The sequence below is a fragment of the Streptomyces beijiangensis genome (genome assembly GCF_017315755.1).
In the GTDB taxonomy this organism is placed as follows: Bacteria; Actinomycetota; Actinomycetes; order Streptomycetales; family Streptomycetaceae; genus Streptomyces; species Streptomyces beijiangensis.
The window spans coordinates 1-26555 of record NZ_JAFLRJ010000156.1; the positions used below are offsets into that span (position 1 = coordinate 1).

Consider the following 26555-nt stretch of genomic DNA (forward strand, 5'->3'; position numbering starts at 1 on the left):
AGCTCACGCCGGCTCTCCTACCTGTACCTGGTTAGCGGTGATGAACAAGAGATTATGGCACTCAGTACCCTCTGTAAAGGTACGTAGTGCCAGAATGGTGGTTCCGGTGTTACGTTCCCCGCATGACTGAGGCGCGCAGACCAGCCAAGAAGGCACCCATGCGAGATGTGCTCGCCGAGGCGGCGTTCGCGCTCTTTCTTGAGCGGGGCTTCGAGCGGACCACCGTGGACGACATCGTCTCCAGGGCCGGGGTCGGGCGCCGCTCGTTCTTCCGCTACTTCCCGTCGAAGGAGGACGCGGTCTTCCCGGACCATGAGCGCTGCCTCGCCGACATGACCGCGTTCCTGGAGGCCGCGGGCGATGCCGAACCCGTGGACGCCGTCTGTGACGCGGCCCGGATCGTGCTGCGCATGTACGCGGCGAACCCGGAGTTCTCCGTCCAGCGGTACCGCCTCACTCGGGAGGTCCCCGGGCTCCGTACCTACGAGCTGTCCGTGGTGCGCCGCTACGAGCGGACCCTCGCCGGATATCTGGAGCGCCGCTGCGACGGCGCCCGGGACGGCGCGCTGCGCGCCGAGGTCATCGCCGCGTCCGTGGTGGCCGCGCACAACAACGCCCTGCGTTCCTGGCTGCGTTCGGGCGGCGAGGGCGACGCCGAGGCGGCGGTGGACCATGCGCTCGGGATCGTACGGGAGACATGGGGGAGCGGCGCCGGACGCCCGCCCGCAGTACCTGCCGCTGACGGCGAAGTGATCGTGATGGTCGCGGCGAAGGGTGCTCCGATGTGGCGCGTGGTGCAGCAGATCGAGTCGGCCCTCGGCGAAAGATAATTGGTACTGAGTGCCTTTACCGTTTGACACTCAGTGCCATATGGTGCGGAGGCGCTGACAGCAAGGTGCGGCGCACCCGAACCGAGCGCAGGGGGCCGCAGCATGTCCAGCACAGGAATCGACACGGCACCGGCAGTGCACGAAGAGACCGGTCTGGTCTACCAGCGCTGCCGCTGGTGCGGTACGGCCTCCTTCAGGCGGCTGCTGTGTCCCGTCTGTGCATCGAGCGATCTCGACTCCGAACGCAGTGCCGGATACGGCGTCGTCGTGCGGTCCAGCGTCGTGAACCGCTACACGGGCTCGGCGCGAAACGAATCCCTCATCCGCTTCCCGGAGGGTTTCGTGTTCCGCTGCCGGGTCGTGGGCGCGGCGCCGCACCTGGTGTGGGTGGGCGCCCGGGTCCGCCCGGTGGCCGAAGTGGACCCCGAAGCGGGCGAAGTGGTGTTCGAGCTGTGTGAGGCGGGCGGGCGCGTCGACTGGTACTGAACCGGGCGCATATCTACGAGAGGACACGCATCGATGCGTGAGTTCAGCAGAGTCGGCGTCGTCGGCTGTGGCTTGATGGGGTCCGGCATAGCGGAGGTCTGCGCCCGCGCGGGGCTCGACGTCATGGTCTCCGAGCGCGGCGAAGAGGCCCTCGCCGCAGGCCGGTCCCGTATCACCGCGTCGCTCGAACGCGCCCTGCGCAGCGGCAAGGTGACCGAGGTCGAGCGCGAACTGGCCCTCGGCAGGCTGTCGTTCACCACGGAGCTCGACGACTTCGCCGGCCGCGATCTCGTCGTCGAGGCGGTCGCGGAACAGCCGGATGTGAAGACGGCGGTCTTCAAGCAACTCGACCGGGTGCTCGCGGGCGGGGACGCGGTCATCGCGTCCAACACCTCGTCGATCCCCATCATCGACCTTGCCGCGGTCACCTCGCGGCCCCAGCAGGTCGTCGGCGTGCACTTCTTCAACCCCGTACCCGTACAGCGTCTCGTCGAGGTCATCCCGACCCAGCTCACCGCCCCGGACGTGACCGACAGTGTGACGGCCTTCGCGGAGGGCGTCCTCGGGAAGACCGTCGTACGCGCCAGGGACCGGGCGGGCTTCGTCGTCAACGCCCTCCTCATCCCGTACCTCGTCTCGGCGGTAAGGATGCTGGAGTCCGGTGTCGCCTCCGCCGAGGACATCGACAACGGCATGGTGCTCGGCTGCGCCCACCCCATGGGACCGTTGCGTCTGCTCGACCTGATCGGCCTGGACACCGCGCAGTCCATCGCCGAGTCGATGTACGAAGAATTCAAGGAGCCGCTCTACGCACCCCCGCCGCTCCTGCGCCGGATGGTCGCCGCAGGCGCCCTCGGGCGGAAGTCCGGTCTGGGGTTCTACGCGTACGGAGACTAGGCCGCCGTGTCGCCGCCCGTGGTCAGCCGGGCGACGAGGTCGTGCCAGCCGGCCTCCAGACGTTCGAGCGGCATGCCCCGGTCGACGACGAGGTGGTGGACGAGGGCGGTGTCGAGATATCCGAGCAGCGTGTGTGCGAGGAGCTCGGCATCGCCCTCCGCGTTCGCCCGGCGCAGCAGCATCGTGACGTGCGTGAGGCGCAGCCGGGCCGCAGGGACCACGTAATTGCGCACCGGATCGGTGCGCGCGGCCAGGATCAGCTCGTGGTGATCGCGCTCGTGCTTGATGACGGCCGGGCCGAAGGCGTGCAGCCGCTCCACCGGGGGTGCGTCGGGGCCCAGGGGCGGGGGACCGGAGAGGAAGGCGGCCTGGAGCTGCTGCTCGCGGTGGTCGAGCAGTGCGATGAGGAGTCCGGTGCGGTCGCCGAAGCGCCGGAAGACGGTTCCCTTGCCGACTCCCGCGGCGGTGGCCACCGCCTCCATCGTCAGATCCGTGGCTCCACAGCAGCTCATCAGCTGTGAGGCGGCCTCCAGCAGCCGGGTGCGGTTGCGCGCCGCGTCCGCCCTGAGCGTCGGCGGCTCCCCGGCCGGGGTGAGGGTGAGATCGGCCGGTCCGTACTGGGCGTCGGACGGAGGGAAGAGGGGTGGGACGGAACCGGTCATGGCTTCAGGGTAGCTCTGCCATGAGACAAGTGGACCGCGGTCCGGATAGGTGGTAGAACTTTAAACGGACCTCGGTCCGGTTGTTCTGCCTTTGAGTCCCGTACGCACTTATCAGGAGTCCCGTCATGTCTGTTCGTATCCTCGCTCTCGTCGGCAGCCTCCGCGCCGGCTCGCACAACCGTCAGCTCGCCGAGGCCGCGGTCAAGCACGCCCCCGAGGGTGTCGCGATCGAGCTCTACGAGGGTCTGGCCGACGTGCCGTTCTACAACGAGGACCTCGACGTCGAGGGCAGCGTCCCCGCCGCCGCGGCCCGTCTGCGCGAGTCCGCCGGCAGCGCCGACGCCTTCCTGCTCTTCTCCCCCGAGTACAACGGCACGATGCCTGCCGTCCTGAAGAACGCCATCGACTGGCTGTCCCGCCCGTACGGCGCCGGTGCCATCTCCGGCAAGTCGGTCGCCGTCGTCGGCACCGCGTTCGGCCAGTACGGCGGCGTGTGGGCGCAGGACGACGCACGCAAGGCCGCGGGTGTCGCGGGCGCCTCGGTCCTTGAGGACGTCAAGCTGTCCATCCCCGGCTCCGTGACGCGCTTCGCCGATCTGCACCCCGCCGACGACAGCGAGGTCGTCACCTCGCTCGCCGAGGTCATCGGCCGCCTGACCGAGCACGCGACCGCCGCAGCGGTCTGACGCACGACAGCCCGGAGGCGGCGCGACGAACGCGCCGCCTCCGGGCTTTTTGCTGCCCTCGGGGCGGGTCCCGTCAGCCCTTTCGCAGTACGGCTGTGAAGCTCCGGCCGTACGCATGACGGGTGTCGGCCTCCAGCAGGGTGCCGCCGTGCACCGCGCGCACCCGTACCCCCTCGTCCGACGAGACCGTCCGCAGCGACCGCCCGCGGACCAGGACCGTCACCGTGTCCCGCCCCATCGTCGGATCGGACACGGCGATCGTGATCTGGCCGTGGTGCCCGCGCTGTACGAGCACCGAGGCCGGCCCCTCGATCCGCAGACCTGCCGTCTCGTGGCGGCCCGCCGTGAAGCTGTTGGCGGCCGTGAGGCCGAGGCCGGTGTGAGTGACGGCCTGCAGACGCGGGGTGTTGGCCAGCACCCGCAACGGCCCATGACGGTACGAGCGCAGCTGTGCCTCGCCCGCGTTCGGCACCAACGCATAGGCCAGATCGGTCGGTCGGGCTCCGGAGGGCCCGTCGATTGTCACGCCGAGTACGGCTCGGGCGACCGGGGTGTCAGGGTTCGAGGTGCGGATCACCCGGCGGCTGCGGGTGACCTTCTCCAGGGTGACGCGCACCTGAGGGGTGTCGAGGAAGACGTAACCGACGGCGGTGCGCTGCGTGGCGTTCGCGTAGCGCAGCCAGTGCAGGTCGCCGGTGCCCGTGCCGGTCCAGGGGCGGCCGTCGCGGCGCATCCCGGTGACGGAGACCTCGTCGTCCGGTGCGGAGGTGCGGGCGTCGACCGTCGTGGTCACGGCCCGCCCGGCCCCGCCGCCGACGCCCGCCGCGAGCACCACGATCTCCTCGTCCAGCAGGAACCACGACTTCGTCGCCGTCGCGTTGCGGTACACGACGAAGTCGTCCGGCAGCACGCCCGCCTGCTTGTCGCGGTAGGGCACGTCGTCGGACTGCACCATCGCCGCCGTCCCGTACGGGCCGAGCACGGCCCCGCCCGAATGCGGGTCCGTGGCGCGCGGGAAGTAGACGTAGGTGTTCTGGGACTCCGACGAGGAGGTGAAGTTCAGCGGGTGACCGGGGTTGTCGTAGTACGCCTTCCCGTAAAGCTCCGGGATCGTGCGGCGCTCCTCGACCGGCGCGGTGACACCCGCGAGTCCGTACGGGGAGACGGTGGTGAAGTAGTCGACTCCGTACGCCTGCGTCTGGTCCTGGCCGGAGAGGTACAGGTAGTGCGTCCCTTCGCCCTGGAACCACGGCATGAGGTTCTCGCCGCTCATGTACTCGTACTTGCTGATCCGCGCCGAGCTGCGGGCCAGCGCGAAGGCGTAACCCGGCCTGCGGTGCACGTTCCTGTCCATGGCGTTGAAGGCGACGCTGCGCGAGGCCGGGTTGAGGTCCGCGGGCGGGACGGCGGCGTCGGCGAGGATGTCCGCGTACCGCACGATGCTGACCGGGGAGACGAAACCGGTGGGGTCCAGGGCGGCGCGCGAGGTCGCCCGTACATGCTTGACGTAGCTCTTTAGAGCGGTGGCGTCGGCGCCGCTCGCGAGTGAGGAGAGATCGACGACGGCCTCGACGACAGCCGCGACATCCGTGTAGCCGGTGTCGGGGCGCGACACCGACCGGCCCTTGACGATCTCCATCATCCAGCCCTCGAAGATGAGCGGGGCGAAACCGTTCCGCACCCAGCCCTGCACGGTCGGCACCAGCGCCCCGGCGTCCGCGAAGCCCGTCCCGTCGAGGATCTTGAGGGTCTGGACGACGCGGGTCAGGAGGCCCTTTCCGTACGATCCCGTGTAGGCGACGGAGGCGTGCTGGATGAAGGAGCCGTCCGCGTAATAGCCGTCCGTGACACCGTGGTTGAGCCGGTACGGGTCGACGGTCGCGAATACGGTCAGCTGGTCGGCGAGGGCCTTGCGGACACGGGCGTCGTCGCCCAGGAGCGCACCCTGCAGGATCCGGTCGGTGGTGATGTCGGCGAGGTTGGCACCGGTGTGGAAGCGCGAGTCCAGATTGACGTCCCCGGCGGTGCCGTTGCGGAGATACGCGTCCATCGAGGCGACGTACGTGGTGACGAGGGCGGGATCGTCGGCCTGAACGACGTCGGCGAGGAGGATCAGCGTCTTGCTGATGTACTGCGAGAGGCCTATCTCCCAGTAGAACCAGTTGCCGTAGTAGCCCTTGGACTGGTCGCCGTAGTAGTGCGCGTGCAGCCAGCGCAGACCGTCGGCCACCCTGCGCTGCACGGAGGTGTTCCCGTACAGGTCGGAGGGGACGGCGGGGTTCGGTGTGCGGGTGGCGAGGGCGATCTCGTACAGCCGCCGGAAAGCGGTGTTGAGACCGGTCTCGTCGGTGCCGAGGACCAGACCGGCGAAGAGTTCGCCCGCGCCCGCCGCGTCCATCGACTTCAGGTTCGTCCGCGCGGTCCGGTCGACGGCGGCGAGCTTGGCGGCGATCTCGGGGCGGGCGTTGGACTCGGGGGTCCCGGCGAGGATCGCCACGGTGTTGGCCAGCAGTCGTGCCGTGTCCGCGGGGGATTCGGCGGCGCTCGCGGGCGGGGAGGGCAGAGCGGCCAGGAGACCGACGGCAGGGACGGCGGACAGCAGACTTCTGCGGGTGATCTCCATGGCTTCCTCCGCCGGTGAGTTGACGTTTCGGCGGGCGGAGTCAAGCAGATGCGAGGGCCTTGCGGAAGAAGGTGCACGGCTGCAGGACGCCGGCCGGGTCGGCCGCGTAATCCGGCACGGTGCCGTAGGCGGTCCAGCCCTCGCGCCGGTAGAGGCGGTCGGCGGCGCTGTCGGTCTGGGTGTCGAGCATCAGCAGGATCACCCCGGTCTCGGCGGCATGGTGCTCGGCGACAGCGAGCAGGCGGCGGGCCAGGCCCTGGCCGCGCGCTTCCTTGCGTACGAGAAGCTTGGCTATCTCCGCACGGTGGCGTGCGTTGGCCTTCCGGCCGGGGACGAAGCTGATCGTCCCGGTGATCCGGCCCGCGTCGTACGCGGCCCACACCACCAGCCGTCCCTCCGCCACATCGGGGGCCATGGCGCTCCACCAGGTGATGGCCTCCCTGCGGTCCAGCGGGGCGAGGAAGCCGAGCGAGGCGCCGTCCGACACGGCCTCCACCAGGAGGTCGGCCAACTCCACGGCTGCGCCGAGGAGTTCGGTGGGGGAGAGGCGGACTGGTGTGTTCACAGGGCGAGTTCCTCTCGGGGTGTGGTTGCCGGGGCCTCGACGGGCTGCGGGGGCGATGTGCTCAGCTTCCGGTTGAGTACGGAGACGAGCAGGCCCGCGCCGACGATCGCGGCGCAGGCGAGCGCCGCGTACCAGTACGCGTGCCGCAGTCCGGACAGTCCCGAGCCCGCACCGTGCAGATAGATGCCGGAGACCGCGCTGATGCAGACCGCGGCCGCCATGCGCTGCGACATCTGCAGGATGCCGCCCGCGACCCCGGCCGCCTCGCCGGGTGCGTGCCGCAGCACCTGTGCCTGGGTGGGCGCGACGGTGAGCCCGGTCGCCGCTCCCGCACAGAACTGGAACGCGGCGAGCAGGAACGGAAGCACGCCCGCCGAGAGGTAGAGCGTGGCGGCCCCGCTCGCCAGCAGGGAGACCGCGGAGAGCGCGAGCCCTGCCGTCACCACCCGGTGCTCGCCGAAGCGCCGTACCGCCCGCCAGGCGAAGACCGAGGTCGCGCCCATGCCCAGCGCCTGCGGCAGCATGACCGCCGCGGCGGCCATGGCGGACAGGCCGAGGGCGCCCTGCAGGAAGAGCGCCAGGACCATCCCGGCGGCGAGCGAGGCCCCGAACTGGGCCATCGCCACCATGGTGCCCAGCGCGTACGGAGCCGACCGGCGCAGCGCCGGATGGACCAGCGGCTGCCGCCCGGACCGCGCCCGCAGGTACTGCTGGACGACGAGCGCACCGGCTGCGGCGCAGGCGCCCGCGCCGTAGAGCGCGTAACCGGAGGACCGGATGAAGGGAAGCATGATCAGTACGGTCAGGGCGGCGAAGAGCCCGATCCCGGGGAGGTCCAGGCCCGCCTGCCCGCCGTGCGCACGGTGTCGGGGAAGATGCCGTGCCGCGAGGGCGAGTGCGGCGAGCCCGAAGGGCGCGTTGAGGAGTACGGCAAGGCGCCAGCCGATGTCCGGTCCGGCGACGGCGATGAGCGCACCGCCCAGCGGTGGCCCCAGCGCGGCGGCGGCCCCCGCCGTCACCGCGTACAGGCCGAGCGCCCGCGCTCTGGCCGGGCCGCTGAACACGTCCTGGATGGTGCCGATCACCTGGGCGTTGACCATCCCCGCGCCGAAGCCCTGCAGCAGCCGTGAGACGACCACGACCCAGGCGTTGCCCGCACAGCTCGACAGGATGCCCGAGGCGACGAAGAGCGCCATGCCGGCGAGGAAGTAGGGCTTGCGGCCGTGGAGGTCGCCGAGCCGGCCGCCCGGTACGAGAGCGAGGCCGAAGGCGAGCGAGTAGCCGGCCACGATCCACTGGAGCTGGGCGGCGTCGGCGGAGAGCGCGTCGCGCAGCGAGGGCACCGCGATGTTGAGGACCGACTGGTCGAGCAGCGTGGTGAACCCGGCCGCCAGGCAGACGGCGAGGACGAGACGGTCGCGGCGGGCGCAGCCGGGGGTCGTGCTCGTGTCCGTACCCGCACCCCTGCCGCTCATGGCAGCACGACCGCTATGACGTAACGGACGGCGTCAGGCCCCTGGCAGAGGAAGCGCGTCGGCCCCCAGAGCCGGAACCGCAGACAGTCCCCGGTCGCGAGCTCATGGGTCTCGCCCTGGACGGTGACCTGCACGGCCCCTTCGAGCACCCAGATGTGCTGTTCCAGGCCCGGCACGGCCGGTCCTTCGTACGCGATGTCGGCGCCGGGCTTGAGGGTGCCCTCGACGAGTTCGCCGCGCAGTCCGGCGTGCGGCGGCGAGACCGAGCGCCGTACGAAACCGGAGGTCTCGTCGGTCCATACACGCTGGTCGGCGGCGCGCACCAGCTGGGTGGGATCGGCCTCGACCTCGGTCAGCAGCCGGGACATGGTGCGCTCGTAGACCGAGCAGAGGCGGCCGAGCAGCGATGCGGTCGGACTGATCTCGGCGCGCTCCAGGCGCGAGAGCGTGGACCGGCTGATGCCCGTGCGCTGCGCGAGTTCGTCCAGCGACCAGCCGCGTTCGGTGCGGAGCTCGGCAAGCCTCGCTGCCAGCCGCACATCAATGTCTCCCATATCCGGGATGGTATCCCGGATATGGGAGACGATTGAAGAGGTTCAGCGGAGGCCGTGAAGCCACTCGGTGGCGGCCTGTGCGGTGAACTCGTCCTGGCCGCCAGGAAAGAGCAGCGCCGCCGAGGTGAACGCCGGATCGCCGGCCGTCTCGCGTACGTACGGAACGGCGATGCAGCGCATGCCGGCCGCGTGCGCGGCGGCCGCACCCGGCACCGCGTCCTCGACCACGACGCAGTCGGCAGGGACCGCGCCGAGCCTGCGGGCAGCCTCCAGGAACACATCGGGCTCGGGCTTGCCGTGCGCGACCTCCTCGGCGGAGACGACGGTGGTGATCAGCGCGTCGAGACCCGTACCGCTCAGGATCGCCTCGATGGCGGCGAGCGACGATCCGGAGGCCACGGCCATGGGAGCGCCGTCCGCATGCAGCCGCTCGACGAACTTCCGCATCTGCGGGAACACCTCGGTGGAGGTGCGGGCCAGCTCCAGATAGAGCGCGTTCTTCGCGGCCAGGAGTTCGTCCAGGGGCGCTTCGATCCCGTACTCGGCGCTCAGGGTCTCCAGCGTCTCGCGCGTGCTGATGCCGATGAACCGGGAGTGGCTCTCCCAGCTGAAGTCCGTCACCCCGTACCGGGCGAGGAGCTGACGTCCCGCTGCGTAGTAGTTCGGCTCGCTGTCCACGAGTGTGCCGTCGAGATCGAAGATGACCGGAATAGCGCTCATGGTGACAAGGATGCCCTGCCCACGGCCTCGACCAGCGGCAGCAGCCGGTGCGGCACACGCTCGCGGAGCGCCATTTCGGTACGGGTCCTGACCACGCCGGGCAGCTGGATCAGCTGCTGGACGACGTCTTCGAGATGGCCGTTGTCGCGGGCGGCGACCCGGGTCAGCAGATCCCCTGCCCCGGTGATCGAGAAGGCCTCGATGATCTCCGGTACGGCGGCGAGCGCCTCGCCCACCTCGTCGAGATGCCCCTGGGTGACCTCGATGTGGACGAAGGCGAGCACCGGGTGGCCGAGCGCGGCGGGGGAGAGGACCGGGCCCGTCCCGGTGATCACGCCGTCCCGCTCAAGACGGTCGAGACGCGACTGGACGGTGCCGCGGGCGACACCGAGGAGCCGGGCGTACTCGCGCACGCTGGTGCGCGGCTGCTCGATCAGGAGCTTCAGGATGCGGGTGTCGAGCTCGTCCACCGCCATGGTCCGTTGGTCTCCTTCTGGCACTGCCGATGGGATCATGACTGTACCAATGGCCCAGCACATTCGGGGCCGGTTGAGCCAACGTCCCTCTTGATGCTTTGCTCTCCCTATCGATGGCGCTGCGGGCCGACCCGCGGCGCCTTTGCCATGTCTGCGGCAGAGCCGAAGGTCGAAGGGGGGCGGGGACACCGCCATGAAGAGGATGTTCGCCGCTCCGGATCCGGGGCTGCTGCGGCTGCGCAGCGCTGCCCGTGCCGTGGTGGGGATCGGTGGGGCGGTGGCCGTGTGCGGCGTGACCGGGCATTCGCTGGTGGCCGCGGTCACGGGCGGCCTGGCCGCTCTCCTTGCGCTGTTCACGGTCAACGACGCGACGGTCCGCGACCAGGCCCTGACCACCGCGCTGCTGCCGGTGGCCGGATTCCCGGTGCTCGCACTCGCCAGCGGACTGCACGATGTGCCGCTGGTCCGTGACGCGGCGTTCCTCGCCGTCGTCGGCGCCGGGGTGTACGCCCGCAGATGGGGTCCGCGGGGGCACGCGGTGGGGATCTTCGCGTTCATGACCTTCTTCATCACTCAGTTCCTGCACGCCACCCCCGCCCAGCTTCCCGAGCTGTACACCGCCGTCGCGCTGGCCCTGCTGGTCTCCTCGACGGTCCGTTTCGGCCTGTGGTGCTTCGAGCGCCGCATGCGGCCGCCGGCAGTGCCCGCCCCGCCGGGCGGGCGCGGACTGGCGCGTGCGACGACCCGCCAGGCGGTCCAGGCGACCGCCGCCTGCGCGTTCGCCCTCGCACTGGGCCAGGCGCTTTCGCAGGACCGCTGGTACTGGGCGGTGGGCACCGTCTGGTGGATCTTCGTGAACACCGCCTCGCGCGGGGAGACCCTGGTCCGCGGTTTCCGCCGGGTCCTGGGCACGCTCGTCGGGGTCCCCGCGGGGCTGCTCATCGCGATCCCCCTGCACGGCGACCCTGTCGCCTCGTCCGTACTGGTCGCCCTGTGTGTCGCAGGGATCTTCTACACGGCAGCGGTGTCGTACTCCTGGATGGTCTTCTCCGTCACCCTGATGGCCTCCGTGCTGTACGGCCTGCTCGGCGTCCTCGACCCGGCCCTGCTCGCGCTTCGTCTCGCCGAGACGGGCACCGGGGCGCTGGGTGCCGGACTTGCCGTACTGCTGGTGCTGCCCGTCACCACCCACGCGACGACGGACGCCTGGATCCAGCGCGCCCTGCACTGCGTCCATGTGTGCACCGCCCAGGCGACCGCCCGCCTGGCCGGCACCCCGGACGCGGACCCGGCGCCGCACATCGCCGAACTCGGAATCCTCCTGGGACGCGTACGTCTCTCCCTCGCACCGCTGGTCCACCCCCTGAACCCGCTGCGGTCCCGCAAGGCGCGCGCCCGCCAGGTGCTGACGCTGCTCGACGACTGCGCCCGCGAAGTACGCGGCCTCGCCTCGATCGCCGCCGACCCCGACGCCTCGCACGACGCCCGTCTCGCGGCCGCCTGCTGGCGCGTCGAGACCGCGGTGGGAATCCTGACGTCCCCCAGGACTCACCGCGCCCGCGTCGTACCCTCCCCGGAGCCGCGCCCGGCCGCGGCGGAGCCCGCACTCGCCCACATCCACGGCCTGGAACACGCACTCAGCGCACTCGCCACACCGCTCCACCACGCGCCGTACGCCTCACCGGCAGGCGCCTGAAGCAGCCCGGGCGGTCAGTGCACGCTGCTGCGCCCGACGACCGCGCCCGTCCGGTCGATGCAGATCACATCGACGGCGACGGGTGCACCCCGCAGCACCGTGAGCGCCTCGTCCCGTGCGGCCACCGCCACCAGGTCGCCGAGCGGGACACCCCGCGCCTCGCACAACCGGAGCGCCGCGAGGCCGGTGTTGGCGACCTCCACCTCGGCCGCCAGGTCCGCGTCCGCACCGCCCCGGCGGGCCAGTGCGGCCAGAAAAGGCTTGTCGACCTGGGAGCGGGCGGAGTGCAGGTCGAGATGGCCTGCGGCGAGCTTCGACAGCTTCGCGAACCCGCCGCAGACGGTGAGCCGGTCCACCGGGTGCCTGCGTACGTACTTGAGCACCGCGCCCGCGAAGTCGCCCATGTCCAGGAGGGCGATCTCGGGCAGCCCGTACTCCGCCACCACGGTCTTCTCGGAGGTCGAACCGGTACAGCCCGCCACATGGGTCTGCCCGGCGGCGCGGGCCACGTCCACACCGCGGCGGATCGAGTCGATCCACGCCGAGCAGGAGTACGGCACCACGATGCCGGTGGTGCCCAGGATCGACAGCCCGCCCAGGATGCCCAGCCGCGGGTTCCAGGTCGAGCGGGCGATCTCCTCGCCGTGGTCCACCGAGACCGTGACCTCGACGTTCCCCGAACCCCGGTGCTCCGCGGCGACCCTTGCGATGTGGTCGCGGATCATCTGGCGCGGCACCGGGTTGACGGCGGGCTCGCCGACGTCGAGCGGCAGGCCGGGCAGGGTGACCGTGCCCACGCCGGGACCGGCCTTGAAAACCACCCCCGAGCCGGGTGGGAGCCGCCGCACCGTGACCCGTACGAGAGCGCCGTGCGTGACGTCAGGATCGTCGCCCGCGTCCTTGACCACCCCGGCCGTCGCCCACCCCTCGGCCAGTTCCTCCACCGCCAGCGCGAACGCGGGAGTCTGGCCCCGGGGCAGGGTGATCGTCACCGGATCGGGGAAGTCGCCGCTGAGCAGGGCGGTGTACGCGGCGGTGGCCGCTGCGGTCGCACAGGCGCCGGTCGTCCAGCCGGGCCGCAGACCGGTGTGTTTGAGTTGGGCGCCGCGCCCGCCCTTCGCCTCACTCATGGATGGACCTCATGCACGTACTCGTACTCGGTGGGACGACGGAGGCCCGCCGCCTCGCCGCACTGCTGGTGGCGGAACTCCCCGCCGGGGCCCGGGTGACCAGCTCGCTCGCCGGGCGCGTGGCCGCTCCGGCGCTGCCGCCGGGCGAGGTGCGCATCGGCGGCTTCGGCGGGTCCGACGGCCTTGCCGCGTGGCTGCGTACACACCAGGTGGACGCACTCATCGACGCCACCCATCCTTTCGCCGGGACGATCAGTTTCAACGCGGCGGCAGCTGCCGCCGCCGCCCATGTTCCCCTGCTGGTACTGCGCCGGCCCGGCTGGACGCCCGGTGACGGCGACGACTGGCACCCGGTCGGCTCCCTGGAGGAGGCGGCGCGGACGCTGCCCGCGCTGGGGCGGCGCGTCTTCCTCACGACAGGACGGACGGGGCTGGCCGCCTTCGCCGGACTGGACGAACTGTGGTTCCTGATGCGGTCGGTGGACGCTCCCGAACCCCCGCACCCCGCGCGGATGGAGGTGCTGCTGGAGCGTGGCCCCTTCACTCTCGCCGGGGAACGCGAGCTGCTGCGCCGCCATCGCATCGACGTCGTCGTCACGAAGGACAGTGGCGGAGCCGCGACCGCGCCCAAGCTCGCCGCCGCCCGCGAGGCGGGGATCCCGGTGGTCGTGGTGCGCCGGCCGCCGGTTCCCGAGGGCGTGGCGGTGGTCGGCACCCCGGACCTGGCTTTCGCCCGGCTGCAGGATCTCCTCGGCCGCCGGGCCTAGGCGCACACCGCTGACGTGCTCACTCCACCTCGTTGGCGATCGCGTTGACGGCGGCGGCCGCCATGGCGCTGCCACCCCGGCGGCCCCGCACGATCAGGTGCTCAAGACCTGACGGGTGCGCGGCCAGGGCGTCCTTGGACTCGGCGGCCCCGACGAAACCGACCGGCACGCCGATGACGGCGGCGGGGCGCGGCGCGCCTTCCTCGATCATCTCCAGCAGCCGGAACAGGGCCGTGGGAGCGTTGCCGACGGCGACGACCGCGCCGTCCATCCGGTCGCGCCACAGCTCCAGGGCGGCGGCGCTGCGGGTGGTGCCGAGCTGAGCCGCGAGATCCGGCACCGCAGGGTCGGAGAGCGTACAGATCACTTCGTTGTCCGCGGGCAGCCGCTTGCGGGTGATGCCGCTGGCGACCATGGACACGTCGCACAGGACGGGCGCGCCCGACCGCAGCGCCTCGCGGGCACGGGCCACCACGCCAGGGGTGAAGGCGAGATCGCGTACGAGGTCGACCATGCCGCAGGCGTGGATCATGCGGACCGCGACCTTGCTCACGTCGGCGGGCAGGCCGGTCAGGTCTGTTTCCGCGCGGATCGTGGCGAAGGACTGGCGGTAGATCGCCGGTCCGTCCTTCTCGTACTGGTGCACCATGGCGGTGAGCATACCGATCATCACATCGGGCCCGGATGTGCCCCAGCAGTGGGGTGACGCTTACAGGGCGTCAACTTCTACGCGTTAGGCTGCAGATGCACCGCGGGGGAAGTCCGGTCGAATTCCGGCGCTGACCCGCAACGGTAGGCGGAGCCCCAACAGGGCTCCGTAAGCCCGATTACCCGCGGTGTTGAGGCTCCTGTCAATTCGCCGTGGACTGCGAGAGGCGCTGCGCAGGGCGCCTCGCGTCCGGGCTGCTCCTGATCGTCACGCAGGTGCACGGCCCGAGGCGAAAGCGAACCGCCCGTGGCCACCCCCCTCGAACGCATACCCGCCGTGCCGCCGCGCACGGCCCGCACCGGCGCGGGACCCGCACCGCCCAGGCGCGTCCCACTGCCGCTCCTCCTGACCGCCCTGTGCGCCGCGCTTCTGCTCTCCCTCGTCTGCGGTGCGGGGATGGGGGCCTCGGGACTCGCGTGGGGCGCGGTGCTGCGGTACCTGTGGGCCGGGCTGACCGGCGGATCCATCGCCCCGGACGAGTTCCCCGCGTACACGATCGTCTGGGAACTGCGCTTTCCACGAGCCGTGCTGGCAGCGGTCGTCGGGGCCGGCCTGTCGGCCATCGGCGTCGCCGTTCAGGCCATGGTCCGCAACGCGCTCGCCGACCCGTTCGTCCTCGGGATCTCATCGGGCGCGGCCGTCGGCGCCAACGCGGTGCTTCTCTTCGGGGCCTTCGGCACGCTCGGGGTCTGGGCGCTGTCCTCGGCGGCTTTCCTCTCGGCGCTGCTGTCCATGATGCTGGTGTACGCGATCGCCCGTACCGCCCGCGGCCTGACCCCGCTGCGGCTCGTCCTGACGGGCACCGCGATGTACTACGGCTTCTCGGCCGTCACGACCTTCATGGTGTTCGCGGCCGAGCGCGGCGAGGCGGCCCGCTCCGCGATGATGTGGATGCTCGGCAGCCTGGGAGGCGCCAACTGGGGCTCCGTACCGATCGCCGCGACCGCCGTGCTCGGCGGCCTCGCCCACCTCGGCTGGTCGGCGCGCCGGCTGAACGCCCTGGCGATGGGGGACGAGACCGCGGCGGCGCTGGGCGTCGACGCGGGACGGCTGCGCAAGGAGCTGTTCCTGGTCGCCGCGGCCGTCACCGGGGCGGTGGTCGCGGTCAGCGGAGCGATCGGCTTCGTCGGGCTGATGGTTCCGCACGCGGTACGGATGCTGGTCGGGGCCGACCACCGCCGACTGCTGGCCGTCGCCCCGCTCATGGGCGCCGTCCTGCTGATCTGGGTCGACATCCTGTCCCGTGTGGTGCTCGCACCTGCGGAGCTTCCGGTCGGCGTGCTGACCGCGGTGATCGGCGTACCGTGCTTCGTCCTGCTGATGCGCCGTCGCTCCTACACCTTCGGCGGTGCCTGATGCGGATCGACATCGACGCGCTGACGGTCGAGATCGCCGGAGCCCGTCTCCTTGAGGACGTCACACTGCGCGCCGGCGGCGGACAGCTCGTCGGCCTGGTCGGGCCCAACGGCAGTGGCAAGTCCACCCTGTTGCGCTGCGTCTACCGGGCCCTGCGGCCCTCGGGCGGCACGGTCCGTATCGACGGCGACGACCTGTACGCGATGAGTGCGCGCGAGAGCGCCCGACGGCTGGCCGCACTTCCCCAGGAGGCGGTCACCGAATTCGACTTCACGGTCGCCGAGGTGGTGGAGATGGGACGCCTGCCGCACCAGCGGGCGGTGGCCCGTACCACCGACGAGGACCGCCGGACATGCGCGGCGGCGCTGGCGGGGGTCGGTGCGGACCACCTCGCCGACCGTGGTTTCCTCACCCTGTCGGGCGGTGAGAAACAGCGGGTCCTGATCGCCCGCGCGCTGGCTCAGCAGCCCCGGGTGCTCGTACTCGACGAACCCACCAACCACCTGGACATCGCCCAGCAGTTGGAGGTCCTCGCGCTGGTGCGCGAAAGCGGGCTGACCGTGCTCACCGCCCTGCACGACCTCAATCTCGCCGCACTCCACTGCGACCTGCTCCATGTCATCGACCGCGGCCGCATCGTCGCCTCCGGCGCTCCGCACGACGTGCTCACGCCCGCGCTGCTGGCCGAGGTTTTCGGCGTACGGGCGCACCGGGTGCACCACCCGGAGACCGGCGCCGTACAACTGCTCTTCGACCGTCTTCTCCCTGCTCGTATCCCTGCTCGTCCCGGATCCTGAGGAGCCACCGGCCCATGCCCACCTTTGTACGATCCGCCGCACTCGCACTCGCCGCCGCACTGGTCCTCGGCGGCTGCGGCGCCGAAGTCGCCCCGCAGGCCGGTGATGCCGGGTCAGGTGGCGGCCACTACCCGGTGACCGTCGAGAACTGCGGCCAGAAGAAGACCTACGACAAGGCCCCGCAGCGAGTGGTCACCAATGACGTCGGCATCACCGAGATCATGTTCTCGCTCGGGCTCGAGGACCACATGGCGGGTTATGTGATGCCCGACGACAAGGGCGACCTCACGTCCGTGCCCTGGAAGGGCGGCTATCAGAAGACCAAGTGGCTCTCGAAGAAGGGGATCAACAAGGAACTGGTTCTCGACGCCCGGGCCGATCTGGTCTTCGCGGGCTGGAACTACGGCTTCAACGAGGGGGAGGGCTTCACCCCCGCCGAGCTCAAGAAGGTGGGCATCGACTCGTATCTGCTGAGCGAGTCGTGTCGCAACGGGCGGGGGAACGCACGCGGAATCATGACACCGCTCGAAGCGCTCTACACCGATCTGCGGAATCTGGGGGTGATCTTCGACGTCGAGGACCGGGCCAACACGCTGATCGGGACGTTCCAGAAGCAGGTGGCGAAGGCGCAGGCGAACGCCCTGAAGGGCGCGGACCGGCCGCGGGTCTTCCTCTACGACGACGGGCAGGACAAGCCGTTCACCTCGGGTGCGTACGCCGGTCCGCACGACATCATTACCAAGGCGGGCGGTGATCACGTCATGAAGGACCTCAAGGACACCTGGACGACGGTGGGCTGGGAGACCGTGGTCGCGCGTGACCCCGAGGTGATCGTCATCAACAACTACGGGGACACCAGCGCGGCCCAGAAGCGGAAGTTCCTGAAGTCCTATCCGCCGCTCGCGAATGTCTCGGCGATCAAGAACGACCGGATCGTCGTTCTCGACTACGTGGATCTCGTGGAGAGCCCGCGTAATCCGGCCGCCGTCGCCTCGCTCGCCGCGGCCCTGAGGAATTTCGGAGTCTGACCTGGCGCCGCCCGCACCGTGGGAGGATCCCGCCATCATGCGAGCCTCCCCGGCGATACGGAGCCTGCGCACCGCGGTGTTCGCCGCGGTGTGCGTGCTTCTCGCCGTCGCGGGCCACGCGCTCGCGACCGGTGCCGCGCCGCCCGTCCCGGCGGACGGTGCCGGGTTCGTGGGCGTCTTCGTCCTGGGCTGGCCGCTGGCGGGCAGGGAGCGGTCGCAGGCCGGGATCTGCGGTGCGATGGCCGCCGTGCAGGCCGCTCTGCATGTGCTGTTCGGCGCCGCACCCGCGCGCCTGCACGGTGCGATGTCCGCGCATCCGCACTCCATGGGGCACACGCATGCGCTGACGTACCAGGCCACGGCCGCGCACCTCGCCGCAGCCCTTGTCGCCTCTTGGTGGCTGCGGCGCGGGGAGGCCGCGCTCTGGGCCGTGCTGCGCTGGGCCGTCGCACGGATGCCGGGCCTCGCGGCCTGGTGGCGAGCGCCGGTCGGGCCGTTGCCCGCGACCGCCCGCGTGGGCACCGGGCGTGACGCCGGGCCGTGGCCGTCGCACCGGATCCTGCTCCGGCACAGTGTCTCCCGCCGTGGGCCGCCCACGGAGAACCCGTACGCATCACGCCCTCAACACGCTCTCACCAGTACGGAGTTCTCCCATGACCCCCACACGCCACACTGTCCGGCGCGCCGTGCGCCGCACGACCCTGGTCGCCGCCCTCGCCGCGAGCGGAGTCCTGGCCGCGGCGGGCGCGGCCTTCGCGCACGTCACGGTCCATCCCGACAGCTACGCGAAGGGCGCAACCGACGGTGTCCTGACCTTCCGTGTCCCCAATGAGGAGGACACGGCGAGCACCACGAAGGTGCAGATCTTCCTGCCCACCGGCCATCCGGTGCTCGGCGTGCTCGTCACACCTCAGACGGGCTGGACCGCGAAGGTGACGACCACCGAACTCAAGTCCCCGGTCAAGACCGACGACGGCACCATCACGGACGCCGTGTCGGAGATCACCTGGACCGGAGGGAAGATCGGGCAGGGCCAGTACGAGGACTTCGACGTCGCCTTCGGCCAGCTGCCCGAGGACACCGACCAACTGACCTTCAAGACCTTGCAGACGTACTCCGACGGCAAGGTCGCCCGCTGGATCGAGGAATCGAAGGACGGCCAGGCGGAGCCGGAGAACCCGGCACCGGTCCTGCAGCTCACCAAGGCGGCCGGTGAGGCCGGTTCCCCGGCCTCCGGGGCCCCGACGGTCTCGCCCTCCGCCGCGAAGCCGGCGAAGGCCACGGAGACGGCGTCCAGCGACTCCACGGCCCGCGGCCTTGGTGTCGCCGGGCTGATCGTGGGCGTACTGGGCCTGATCGCGGCCGGAGTCGCCATCGCCCGGAGCAGGTCGGCCGCGCGCGGTCGCTAGTTGCACGCCATGCGCCTCGACGCCGCCTGACGGCGCGTCGGGGCCATGGGGCGGCGCTCGCCGCCCTGTCCACGCCCCCACCGCACCACTCCGCGCGCCCCTGTCGCGCCCTCTGACCTGCGATGTGGACATGGACCCCGCCGATGAACCGTATTCATGGGACACGGGCAGGGTGGATCAGTCCGCCCAGGGGGTAACCCGGCGGCATCATGGGGACCCTTCCGACGCTCTTGGGGTGTGCCATGCGGAAATTACGTCCGTTCCGTCGCGGGACCGGCGCTCAGGCACCGGCCACGGAGCAGCACGGGAGGGCCGACGCGCCTGTGCCGCCCGACCGCTGCCCGGCGGGCCGCCCGGGAACGGGAGAGCATTCCGCGCCCGCCGAACCGGCCGGACTGCGGCGGGACGCGGAGGAGTTCATCCGCCTCCACCACCACGAGGAGCTGCCGGGCACCGATCCCGCCCGGCGTATCGCGGCCGTACGGTCGGAGATCGACGCCACCGGGACGTACCTGCACACCAGTGAGGAACTCGTCTTCGGGGCGCGCGTCGCCTGGCGCAACAGCAACCGCTGCATAGGCCGCCTCTACTGGCGCTCGCTGCGCGTCCGCGACTGCCGGACGGCCGACGACGCCGAGTCCGTGGCCCGCGAGTGCGCCGTGCATCTGCGGGAGGCCACCAACGGCGGCCGCATCCGCCCGCTGATCACCGTCTTCGCCCCGGACGCCCCTGGGCGTCCAGGACCCCGTATCTGGAACGAGCAACTGGTCAGGTACGCGGGCTACTTCACCGGGGACGGCGGTGTGATCGGCGATCCGCGCAACGCCGGGCTCACCGCGCTCGCGCTGCGGCTCGGCTGGCGCGGCGGCCCGGGCACGCCCTTCGACGTCCTGCCGCTGGTGGTCCAGGACGGTGAGGGCAAACCGCGCTGCTTCGAACTGCCGCGCGACGCCGTACTGGAAGTGGAGCTGCACCACCCCGAGGACACCTGGTCCACGGAGTGGGGACTGCGCTGGCACGCCGTACCCGCGATCGCCGGGATGTGCCTGGAGATCGGCGGGATCTGCTATCCGGCATCCCCGTTCAACGGCTGGTACATGGGCACCGAGATCGGCGCCCGCAATCTCGCCGACACCGACCGCTACGACCTGCTGCCGCGCATCGCCGACCGGCTCGGGTACGACAGGTCGAGCGACCGCTCGCTGTGGAAGGACCGTGCCCTGGTCGAGCTCAACCGGGCCGTGCTGCACTCCTTCGACCGGGCCGGCGTCACCGTCGCCGACCACCACACCGAATCGCAGCGCTTCCTCACGCACCTGGAACGCGAGGAGAGCCGGGGGAGGGTGGTCGGGGCCGACTGGGCGTGGATCGTGCCGCCCATCTCGGGCTCGGCGACGCCGGTCTTCCATCGGACGTACGACGCGCGCGAATGGCGTCCGGCGTACGTCCATCACGAGGACGCCAGGTCACGCGCCAGGGGCAAGGGGCTGGTCTAGACCCCCTGCTACCGTCGGCCGCACATCATGGTCGTCGGCGGAGAGGGGTAGCACGGTGGGCAGCTCAGGCACCGGGCGGGCATTCATCGGGTCGTTCACGACGGCGGGAGGGCGGGGGATCATCTCCGCCTCCGTAGACCGCGGGACGGGGGCGCTGACGGTGCTCGGCGCCACCGACGCCGTCGCCAACCCCTCGTTCCTCGCGCTCTCCCAGGACGGATCGGTTCTCTACGGCGTCTCGGAGACCGCCGAAGGGGCGGTCGCCGCGTACGACGTGACCGGCGCGCAGCCGCAGTTGGCCGGCGCCGCCGTCCCGGTGGGCGGCAAGGACCCGACCCATCTCGCGGTGGCGGCCGGGCATGTGCTGACCGCCAACTACAGCTCGGGCAGCGTATCGGTCCTCCCGCTGCGCGGCGGGGGGCTGGGGGAGCCCACGTCCGTCCTGCGGCACAAGGGCAGCGGCCCGAACGCGGAGCGCCAGGAGGGCCCGCACGCGCACCAGGTGCTGCCGGATCCCAGTGGCCGCTGGGTGGTGAGCGTGGACCTCGGGACCGACTCCGTACGGACCTGCGCGCTCGACGCGTCGACCGGGGTGCTGACCCTGCACGGCGAGACGGCGCTGAAGGCGGGCAGCGGTCCGCGGCATCTGGTCTTCCACCCGGACGGTACGCACGCGTACGTACTGAACGAGCTGGAGCCGACCCTGACCGTCTGCCGCTGGGACGCGGGAGCGGGCACCCTGCAGCCCGTGGGCGAGACGGCCGTGGTGCCCGACGGGGTGTACACCGAGACGTACGCCTCCGAGGTCGTCGTCTCCCACGACGGGCGCTTCCTCTGGGCGGCCAACCGCGGCCACGACTCGCTCTCGGTCCTCGCGCTCGACAGGACCCGCGAGAAGCCCGCCCTGGTCACCACCGTCGACTGCGGCGGCCACTGGCCGCGCGACCTCACCCTGGACCCCACGGGACGCCGGCTGTACGCGGCCAACGAGCGCTCTGGCGACGTCACCTGGTTCGACATCGACCCCGGCACCGGGATCCCGCGCCGCGCGGGCTCCATCGAGGCGCCCGCGGCCTCCTGCGTGGTCTTCGGCTGATCCTGGTCCGACGCGCGAGAGGGCCCGCACCGGCGATCCGGTGCGGGCCCTCTTGTACGCCGGATCAGCTGACCGGAGCACCCTGCGAAGGCTGCTGCGGTGTGATGCCCAGTGCGCTGGAGTACTTCGCCAGGACGAGCTTTCCGACGGCCGGGTACGCGCCGAGCGCCTCCGATGCCGCGCAGCCCGCTTCCTTGGCCGCGTCGTCGAGGAGGCTCCCCGCCACCTCGGGACCGATCAGGTACGGCGCGAGCGCCAGCTGCGCGGAACCCGAGCCGCGCAGCTGCTCGGCGATCGCGGTCACCGAGCCGTCCACGTCGAGGGCGGCGGCCATCACCGGGACGGCCAGACGCGCGGCCAGCAGCATGCCGGTGATCCCGGCGGCCTGCACGGCGTCATCGCCGCCCACCGTCGCCAGGATGATGCCGTCGGCGGCCGTGGCGACCGTGAACAGCCTCGCCCGGTCGGCGCGCGCCAGACCGGCCTCGGAGAGGCGTACGTGCAGCCCCTCGGCGAGCAGCGGGTGCGGACCCAGCACATCGGCCAGCTCGGCGTGCGTGGTGCTGTCCACGACGGCCTGCCGTATCCGCCGCATGATCGCGGCGTCGGGGCCGGCCAGCAGGGGCACCACGACGGCGACCGGGCCCTCGGGCGGGGCCACCTCGCGGCCCGCGGCCCTGGCCTGCTCGTAGCGCGCTGTGCGCTCCGTGGCTGTGCGCGCGAGGACGGTGTCCAGCGTCGGGAATTCGGCGTCGTCGGCGGCGCCGTCCAGGTATCCGATCCGGGCATCGAGGCCGGGCAGCTCGGAGCGTGCGATGGAGATGACCTCTTCCGCCAGGCTGCGCGAGGCGGAAGAAGGGGTGCCGGGAAGGGCGAGAACCAGCGCGGGCGCGCCCTCGGGCGCCACCGCGGGTTCCGGGCGGCGGTGCCGTCCGGACTGGCGAGGTCGCGGCATTCGTACAGGCAGGCCGGATGCAGGCCCAGTGGGGGAGCTCATGGCGCCGCATGCTACTGGCTTTGGGGGTGCGGCTGTTCGGGGAGGGGCCATTCAAGCGTTATCTGTCCGCATTTATCCGTTCAGGGCGTTACGGATCATCTATCCTGCTCTGTCGTCACGTGGAGCAGCTGCGGATGCAGCGGCAGACGGAGGTCGTCGAGGGCGAGCGCCGACGCGATGAGCAGCGCCCCGGAGAGCGGATCGCCAGCGGCAGGCACCGGCGTGGCGTGCGGCAGTCGCGCGGCGAGTTCCGCATGCAGGGGTACGAGAAGGGGATCGCCCATTTTGAACAGGCCCCCGGTGAAGGCGACTTCGCACTCCCCGGCCCCTGCCGGCGGGCACACCGCGGCAGCGGCCTCGGCGATGTGCCCGGCCGCTTCGGTCAGGATTCCCAAGGCGACCGGGTCGCCTTCCGCCGCGCAGGCGGCCACCTCGGGTGCGAAGGAGGCGAGCACCGCGGGCCGGTCCGTACGGGGGTAGATCCGCCCCGGCATGTCTCCGGCCGGTCCGAACACGCTGGTCAGACGTGCGAGGAGCGGTACGGATCCACCGCGCCGGCCGTCGTGGGCGCGCATCGCCGCCTCCAGGCCTGCCTGCCCGATCCGCGCCCCGCTGCCGCAGTCGCCGAGCAGGTGCCCCCAGCCGTCGGCCCTGCGCCACCGGGTCAGATCGGTGCCGAGCGCGATCATCCCGGTGCCGCCCGCGACCACCGCACCGGGTCGCTGACCGAGCGCTCCGGCGTACGCCGTCACCGCGTCGCCGGCCAGCGCCAGACGGCGTACGCCGAGTGAACTCGCCAGTGCGGCAGGCAGTTCGGCCCGCAGCTCGTCGCCGAGCGTCGCCATGCCGGCGGCGCCCACACAGACGGCGGCGGGCCGTTCCGCGCCGGTCTCGGACAGCAACCGGTGCGCGGCGGGGAGCAGTTGGGAAAGGAAGTGACCGGCGTCGATCCCCGAAGTCCCGGTGTGTACCGGCTCCTTGGACACCATCGGAGCGCCGAGCGGGGAGCCGTCGGCGGCGGCGAGGGCGAAACGCATGCCGGAGCCGCCGGAGTCGACGCCGAGCACGGGGGAAGGGATGCCGGTCATGTGACTAGCCCAGGCCCCGGGAGTCCTGCTTGAGCGCGGTGTCGACGGTCAGGGCCGTGGCGACGACCAGGCTCAGCAGCGGGTCGGGCAGCTGGTGGTGGATCTGCAGCACGTAGTTGTCCGCCGTCGTGAACATCGTCTTGGCGAGGCCTTCCCAGGTCTTGGTGATCCGGGCGATCTCGGTGCCGTTCTGGTCGACGATGGCGAAGTTCCAGGCCCGCCAGTTCTCCGCCTTGATGGCGCCGACCTGCTGGCCGTTGACCATGAGCGCGAAGTTGATCTTGCCGATGGCGTTCTGCTGGACGATCTCGCCGACCGGAGCGCCGTCGGGGCGGGTGACGACCACCCGGGACTTGATGAACTTGGCGGGACGGGTGAGCTGCAGCACCGGCTGTCCTGCCGCGTCCCGGATCTCCAGCCGGTGCGTCATGTACTGGTCGAGGTTGGAGACGAAGCGCAGGGCCTTCTTGAGGCCGCTCTGGCCTACCTCGATCACGGTGCCGAGTGTGCGGCCCTGCTGGTCGAAGACGCTGTACTCATTGGTCAGCTCGATGAGCTTGGCCTTCTGGTTCACCACAAGGACCGGCTCGGTGAAGAGGGAGCCGCCGCCCTGGTGCGTCGGGGCGACCCCGGCCCGCTGCTGCACCTGCTGCTGTATGCGTCCCGGGTCGGCGGCGGGCTGCGCCTGTGGCTGTGCGTACTGCTGCTGCTGTGGCTGTGCGTACTGCTGCTGTGGCACCTGGTGCTGTGGTGCCTGCTGTGGTGCTGCCTGCTGCTGGGGGACCTGGCCGGCCTGGGTCTGCGCGGTCCACTGGACGCCGTCCCACCAGCGCAGCTGCCCCTGGGGGCCGTTGGGGTCCTGGTACCAGCCCGCAGGGGTGTTCGCTTGTGTCGTCATGGGGCGCAGAGTATCCCGGCGGACTACGGAAGCTTCCAGTCCACCGGGGGTGAGCCCTGCTGTACGAGGAGTTCATTGGTGCGGCTGAAGGGGCGTGATCCGAAGAAGCCCCGGTCCGCCGACATCGGAGAGGGGTGCGCGGACTCCACGGCGGGGAGATTCCCCAGGAGAGGGCGCAGATTACGGGCGTCGCGGCCCCACAGCACGGAAACCAGCGGCTTCCCGCGTGCGGCGAGTGCCCGGATCGCCTGCTCGGTGATCTCCTCCCACCCCTTGCCGCGGTGTGCCGCGGGCTTTCGCGGAGCGGTGGTGAGCGCCTTGTTGAGCAGCAGTACGCCCTGTCGCGTCCACGGCGTCAGATCCCCGTTGGCGGGACGCGGCAGCCCGAGGTCGGTGTGCATCTCCCGGAAGATGTTGTCCAGGCTGCCGGGCACCGGGTGCACCTCGGGGGCGACCGAGAAGCTCAGGCCCACGGCATGCCCCGGCGTCGGATACGGATCCTGGCCGACGATCAGGACCCGTACCTCGTCGAACGGCTGCTGGAAGGCGCGCAGCACATTGGCTCCGGCCGGCAGATAGGTACGCCCCGCGGCGATCTCCGCGCGCAGGAAGTCGCCCATCGCGGCGATCCGCTCGGCGACCGGCTCCAGGGCCTGGGCCCATCCCGGTTCGATGATTTCTTTCAATGGTCGCGCTGGCACGGGGTCACCCTACTGGCGGACACCGGGGCCGGATCAACCGAGGGCCGCAGCCCTTACGCACAGGACGTCCGGCAGGTGCGAGGCGAGCAGCTGCCAGCTGTCCCCGTCGTCCGCGCTGGCGTACACCTCGCCGTTGCGGTTGCCGAAGTACACGCCCGCCGGGTCGGCGTCGTCCGTACAGAGCGCATCGCGCAGCACCGTGCCGTAGTGCGCGTTCTGCGGAAGCCCCTCCGACAGCGGCTGCCAGCTCGAACCCGCGTCGTTCGTCCGGTAGACCCGGCACTTGTTGTCGGCCGGTACGCGGTCCGAGTCGGCGGTGATCGGGAAGAGGTACGCCGTGTCGGCGCGATGCGGGTGGGCGGCGACGGCGAAGCCGAAGGTGGAGGGGAGGCCCTCGCCGATGTCGGTCCAGTTGGCGCCCGCGTCGTCGCTCCGGTACACACCCCAGTGGTTCTGCAGATACAGACGGTCCAAGTCCCCGGCGTCCTGGGCGATCTTGTGGACGCACTGCCCGAACTCCGGGTCGGGGTCGGGCAGGAAGGCCGCCGAGACACCGTGGTTGGACGGTGCCCAGCTCGCTCCTCGGTCCAGCGAGCGGAACACCCCGGCGGTGGACACCGCGACGGTCAGTGCGTCCGGGTCACGGCGGTCGGTGACCACCGTGTGCACCGCCTCGCCGCCTCCGCCCGGCACCCACTTGGAGCGGGTGGGGTGCTCCCACAGCGGTCGTACGAGCTCGAATGTCTCGCCGCCGTCCTCGGAGCGGAAGAGCGCCGCGGGCTCGGTGCCCGCATAGACCACATCGGGCTCGGACGGCCCGGCCGGATGCAGCTGCCAGACCCGCTCCAGGGACGCCTCGGTGTCCTTCGGGAACTTGACGGCGGGCTTCGCCGGCTCGGTCCAGTTCTTGCCGAAGTCGTCCGAGTGGAACACCGATGGACCCCAGTGCGCGCTGTCCCCGCCGACGAGCAGCCGAGGCACGGCACGTCGCTTGTCGATGCCGATCGAGTAGACGGCCTGGGCGTTGAAATGCGGTCCGTCGAACTCCCACGTGCCGCCTTGCCTGCGGCCGATGAAGAGCCCCTTGCGCGTGCCCACAGTGAGAAGGATTTCGGTCATCACGACACCTCCAGGACGGCGTTGTCCGGTTTACGCGCCAGTCTGCACCCCGGCACTGACAACGGCCTGCTCTGTGTCCGACGAGTCGCGTGGGACACCCGTGGGTCCCCTCCCCGACCTGGTATTACCCTCGGTAATATCAATGACCATGCCCAAGGTCCTTACGTAGTGGTGACGGATCGGCGCCGCACCACCGCGCCGCGCCCGCCCGCCCGTACCGTCCAGACCATGCGCGTACTCGTCACCGGCGGCGCGGGCTTCATCGGCTCGCACATCACCCGGACCCTCACCGAC

The 26555-nt window shown here is 71.2% G+C and carries 26 protein-coding genes and 1 riboswitch; of the genes, 12 read left to right on the top strand and 14 right to left on the bottom strand.

Annotated features, from left to right (window positions below):
- The first annotated feature begins 158 nt into the window (after positions 1 to 158).
- The 3 genes from J0695_RS17130 (at position 159) to J0695_RS17140 (ending at position 2213) form a co-directional block, all read left to right on the top strand.
- Positions 159 to 830 carry a TetR family transcriptional regulator gene (locus tag J0695_RS17130; protein WP_206962931.1) on the top strand — a complete coding sequence of 224 codons (672 nt, stop codon included), beginning with the start codon at positions 159 to 161 and terminating at the stop codon, positions 828 to 830.
- A gap of 102 nt (positions 831 to 932) precedes the next feature.
- Positions 933 to 1316: a Zn-ribbon domain-containing OB-fold protein gene (locus J0695_RS17135; protein ID WP_206962932.1), complete on the top strand. Its 384-nt coding sequence runs from the start codon at positions 933 to 935 to the stop codon at positions 1314 to 1316.
- A gap of 33 nt (positions 1317 to 1349) precedes the next feature.
- On the top strand, positions 1350 to 2213 hold the full coding sequence (locus J0695_RS17140) for a 3-hydroxybutyryl-CoA dehydrogenase (protein WP_206962933.1): 864 nt from the start codon (positions 1350 to 1352) through the stop codon (positions 2211 to 2213).
- Here the strand turns inward: J0695_RS17140 and J0695_RS17145 are convergent.
- Positions 2210 to 2875 carry a TetR/AcrR family transcriptional regulator gene (locus J0695_RS17145; RefSeq protein ID WP_206962934.1) on the bottom strand — a complete coding sequence of 222 codons (666 nt, stop codon included), beginning with the start codon at positions 2873 to 2875 and terminating at the stop codon, positions 2210 to 2212. The two genes, J0695_RS17140 and J0695_RS17145, sit on opposite strands and share 4 nt — an antisense overlap.
- 125 nt (positions 2876 to 3000) lie before the next feature.
- Between J0695_RS17145 and J0695_RS17150 the strand changes: the two genes are divergently transcribed.
- Entirely contained in the window at positions 3001 to 3561 is a 561-nt protein-coding gene (locus J0695_RS17150) for an NAD(P)H-dependent oxidoreductase (RefSeq protein ID WP_206962935.1), read from the top strand.
- A gap of 73 nt (positions 3562 to 3634) precedes the next feature.
- Here J0695_RS17150 and J0695_RS17155 read toward each other — a convergent pair whose 3' ends face one another.
- From J0695_RS17155 to J0695_RS17180, 6 genes are read right to left on the bottom strand one after another with little or no spacing between them, the layout of a single operon-like run.
- On the bottom strand, positions 3635 to 6184 hold the full coding sequence (locus J0695_RS17155; protein WP_206962936.1) for a polysaccharide lyase family 8 super-sandwich domain-containing protein: 2550 nt from the start codon (positions 6182 to 6184) through the stop codon (positions 3635 to 3637).
- A gap of 40 nt (positions 6185 to 6224) precedes the next feature.
- Positions 6225 to 6749 (bottom strand): GNAT family N-acetyltransferase, encoded by a 525-nt coding sequence (locus J0695_RS17160; RefSeq protein WP_206962937.1) that lies wholly within the window; start codon positions 6747 to 6749, stop codon positions 6225 to 6227.
- Positions 6746 to 8224 carry an MFS transporter gene (locus tag J0695_RS17165; RefSeq protein WP_206962938.1) on the bottom strand — a complete coding sequence of 493 codons (1479 nt, stop codon included), beginning with the start codon at positions 8222 to 8224 and terminating at the stop codon, positions 6746 to 6748. Before J0695_RS17165 ends, J0695_RS17160 begins: the two co-directional genes overlap by 4 nt.
- Entirely contained in the window at positions 8221 to 8778 is a 558-nt protein-coding gene (locus tag J0695_RS17170; protein WP_206962939.1) for a helix-turn-helix domain-containing protein, read from the bottom strand. The genes J0695_RS17165 and J0695_RS17170 overlap by 4 nt, the downstream gene beginning before the upstream one ends.
- Positions 8779 to 8820: 42 nt before the next feature.
- On the bottom strand, positions 8821 to 9498 hold the full coding sequence (locus J0695_RS17175; protein WP_206962940.1) for an HAD family hydrolase: 678 nt from the start codon (positions 9496 to 9498) through the stop codon (positions 8821 to 8823).
- Positions 9495 to 9974, bottom strand: a complete 480-nt coding sequence (locus tag J0695_RS17180; RefSeq protein WP_206962941.1) for an Lrp/AsnC family transcriptional regulator — start codon at positions 9972 to 9974, stop codon at positions 9495 to 9497. The genes J0695_RS17175 and J0695_RS17180 overlap by 4 nt, the downstream gene beginning before the upstream one ends.
- Positions 9975 to 10167: 193 nt before the next feature.
- Here J0695_RS17180 and J0695_RS17185 point away from each other — a divergent pair, with 193 nt between their 5' ends.
- Positions 10168 to 11670 carry an FUSC family protein gene (locus tag J0695_RS17185; protein ID WP_206962942.1) on the top strand — a complete coding sequence of 501 codons (1503 nt, stop codon included), beginning with the start codon at positions 10168 to 10170 and terminating at the stop codon, positions 11668 to 11670.
- Between the two features lie 14 nt (positions 11671 to 11684).
- On the opposite strand, the gene J0695_RS17190 is transcribed toward J0695_RS17185, so the two are convergent.
- The gene (locus J0695_RS17190) at positions 11685 to 12800 is read right to left on the bottom strand and encodes a cobalt-precorrin-5B (C(1))-methyltransferase (protein ID WP_206962943.1); all 1116 of its coding nucleotides are present in this window, start codon (positions 12798 to 12800) and stop codon (positions 11685 to 11687) included.
- Positions 12801 to 12811: 11 nt separating this feature from the next.
- Here J0695_RS17190 and J0695_RS17195 point away from each other — a divergent pair, with 11 nt between their 5' ends.
- Complete coding sequence (locus tag J0695_RS17195; protein ID WP_206962944.1) at positions 12812 to 13567, top strand: cobalt-precorrin-6A reductase; 756 nt, start codon at positions 12812 to 12814, stop codon at positions 13565 to 13567.
- Between the two features lie 19 nt (positions 13568 to 13586).
- Here the strand turns inward: J0695_RS17195 and J0695_RS17200 are convergent, their stop codons facing one another.
- Positions 13587 to 14213 (bottom strand): precorrin-8X methylmutase, encoded by a 627-nt coding sequence (locus tag J0695_RS17200; protein ID WP_206962956.1) that lies wholly within the window; start codon positions 14211 to 14213, stop codon positions 13587 to 13589.
- 86 nt (positions 14214 to 14299) lie between these two features.
- Positions 14300 to 14420: riboswitch (cobalamin riboswitch) on the top strand.
- A gap of 102 nt (positions 14421 to 14522) precedes the next feature.
- Here J0695_RS17200 and J0695_RS17205 point away from each other — a divergent pair.
- The 6 genes from J0695_RS17205 to J0695_RS17230 all read left to right on the top strand — a co-directional run bounded on the left by J0695_RS17205 (position 14523) and on the right by J0695_RS17230 (position 21458).
- Entirely contained in the window at positions 14523 to 15632 is a 1110-nt protein-coding gene (locus tag J0695_RS17205) for a FecCD family ABC transporter permease (protein ID WP_206962945.1), read from the top strand.
- A complete protein-coding gene (locus J0695_RS17210) occupies positions 15632 to 16429 on the top strand; it encodes an ABC transporter ATP-binding protein (protein ID WP_206962946.1) in 798 nt (265 codons plus the stop codon). The genes J0695_RS17205 and J0695_RS17210 overlap by 1 nt, the downstream gene beginning before the upstream one ends.
- Positions 16430 to 16443: 14 nt before the next feature.
- Entirely contained in the window at positions 16444 to 17457 is a 1014-nt protein-coding gene (locus J0695_RS17215; protein WP_206962947.1) for an ABC transporter substrate-binding protein, read from the top strand.
- 653 nt (positions 17458 to 18110) lie between these two features.
- The gene (locus J0695_RS17220) at positions 18111 to 18866 is read left to right on the top strand and encodes a YcnI family protein (RefSeq protein ID WP_206962948.1); all 756 of its coding nucleotides are present in this window, start codon (positions 18111 to 18113) and stop codon (positions 18864 to 18866) included.
- A 323-nt stretch (positions 18867 to 19189) separates the two neighbouring features.
- On the top strand, positions 19190 to 20362 hold the full coding sequence (locus J0695_RS17225) for a nitric oxide synthase oxygenase (protein WP_372445788.1): 1173 nt from the start codon (positions 19190 to 19192) through the stop codon (positions 20360 to 20362).
- A gap of 55 nt (positions 20363 to 20417) precedes the next feature.
- Positions 20418 to 21458 (top strand): lactonase family protein, encoded by a 1041-nt coding sequence (locus tag J0695_RS17230; RefSeq protein ID WP_206962950.1) that lies wholly within the window; start codon positions 20418 to 20420, stop codon positions 21456 to 21458.
- Between the two features lie 64 nt (positions 21459 to 21522).
- Here the strand turns inward: J0695_RS17230 and J0695_RS17235 are convergent, their stop codons facing one another.
- From J0695_RS17235 to J0695_RS17255, 5 genes are all read right to left on the bottom strand, one after another.
- On the bottom strand, positions 21523 to 22455 hold the full coding sequence (locus J0695_RS17235; RefSeq protein WP_206962951.1) for a sirohydrochlorin chelatase: 933 nt from the start codon (positions 22453 to 22455) through the stop codon (positions 21523 to 21525).
- A gap of 95 nt (positions 22456 to 22550) precedes the next feature.
- Positions 22551 to 23543 (bottom strand): N-acetylglucosamine kinase, encoded by a 993-nt coding sequence (locus tag J0695_RS17240; protein ID WP_206962952.1) that lies wholly within the window; start codon positions 23541 to 23543, stop codon positions 22551 to 22553.
- A gap of 4 nt (positions 23544 to 23547) precedes the next feature.
- Positions 23548 to 24441 (bottom strand): LURP-one-related family protein, encoded by an 894-nt coding sequence (locus J0695_RS17245; protein ID WP_206962953.1) that lies wholly within the window; start codon positions 24439 to 24441, stop codon positions 23548 to 23550.
- Between the two features lie 23 nt (positions 24442 to 24464).
- Positions 24465 to 25142 carry a uracil-DNA glycosylase gene (locus J0695_RS17250; RefSeq protein WP_206962954.1) on the bottom strand — a complete coding sequence of 226 codons (678 nt, stop codon included), beginning with the start codon at positions 25140 to 25142 and terminating at the stop codon, positions 24465 to 24467.
- 33 nt (positions 25143 to 25175) lie between these two features.
- Entirely contained in the window at positions 25176 to 26261 is a 1086-nt protein-coding gene (locus J0695_RS17255) for a WD40/YVTN/BNR-like repeat-containing protein (protein ID WP_206962955.1), read from the bottom strand.
- Between the last annotated feature and the right edge of the window lie 294 nt (positions 26262 to 26555).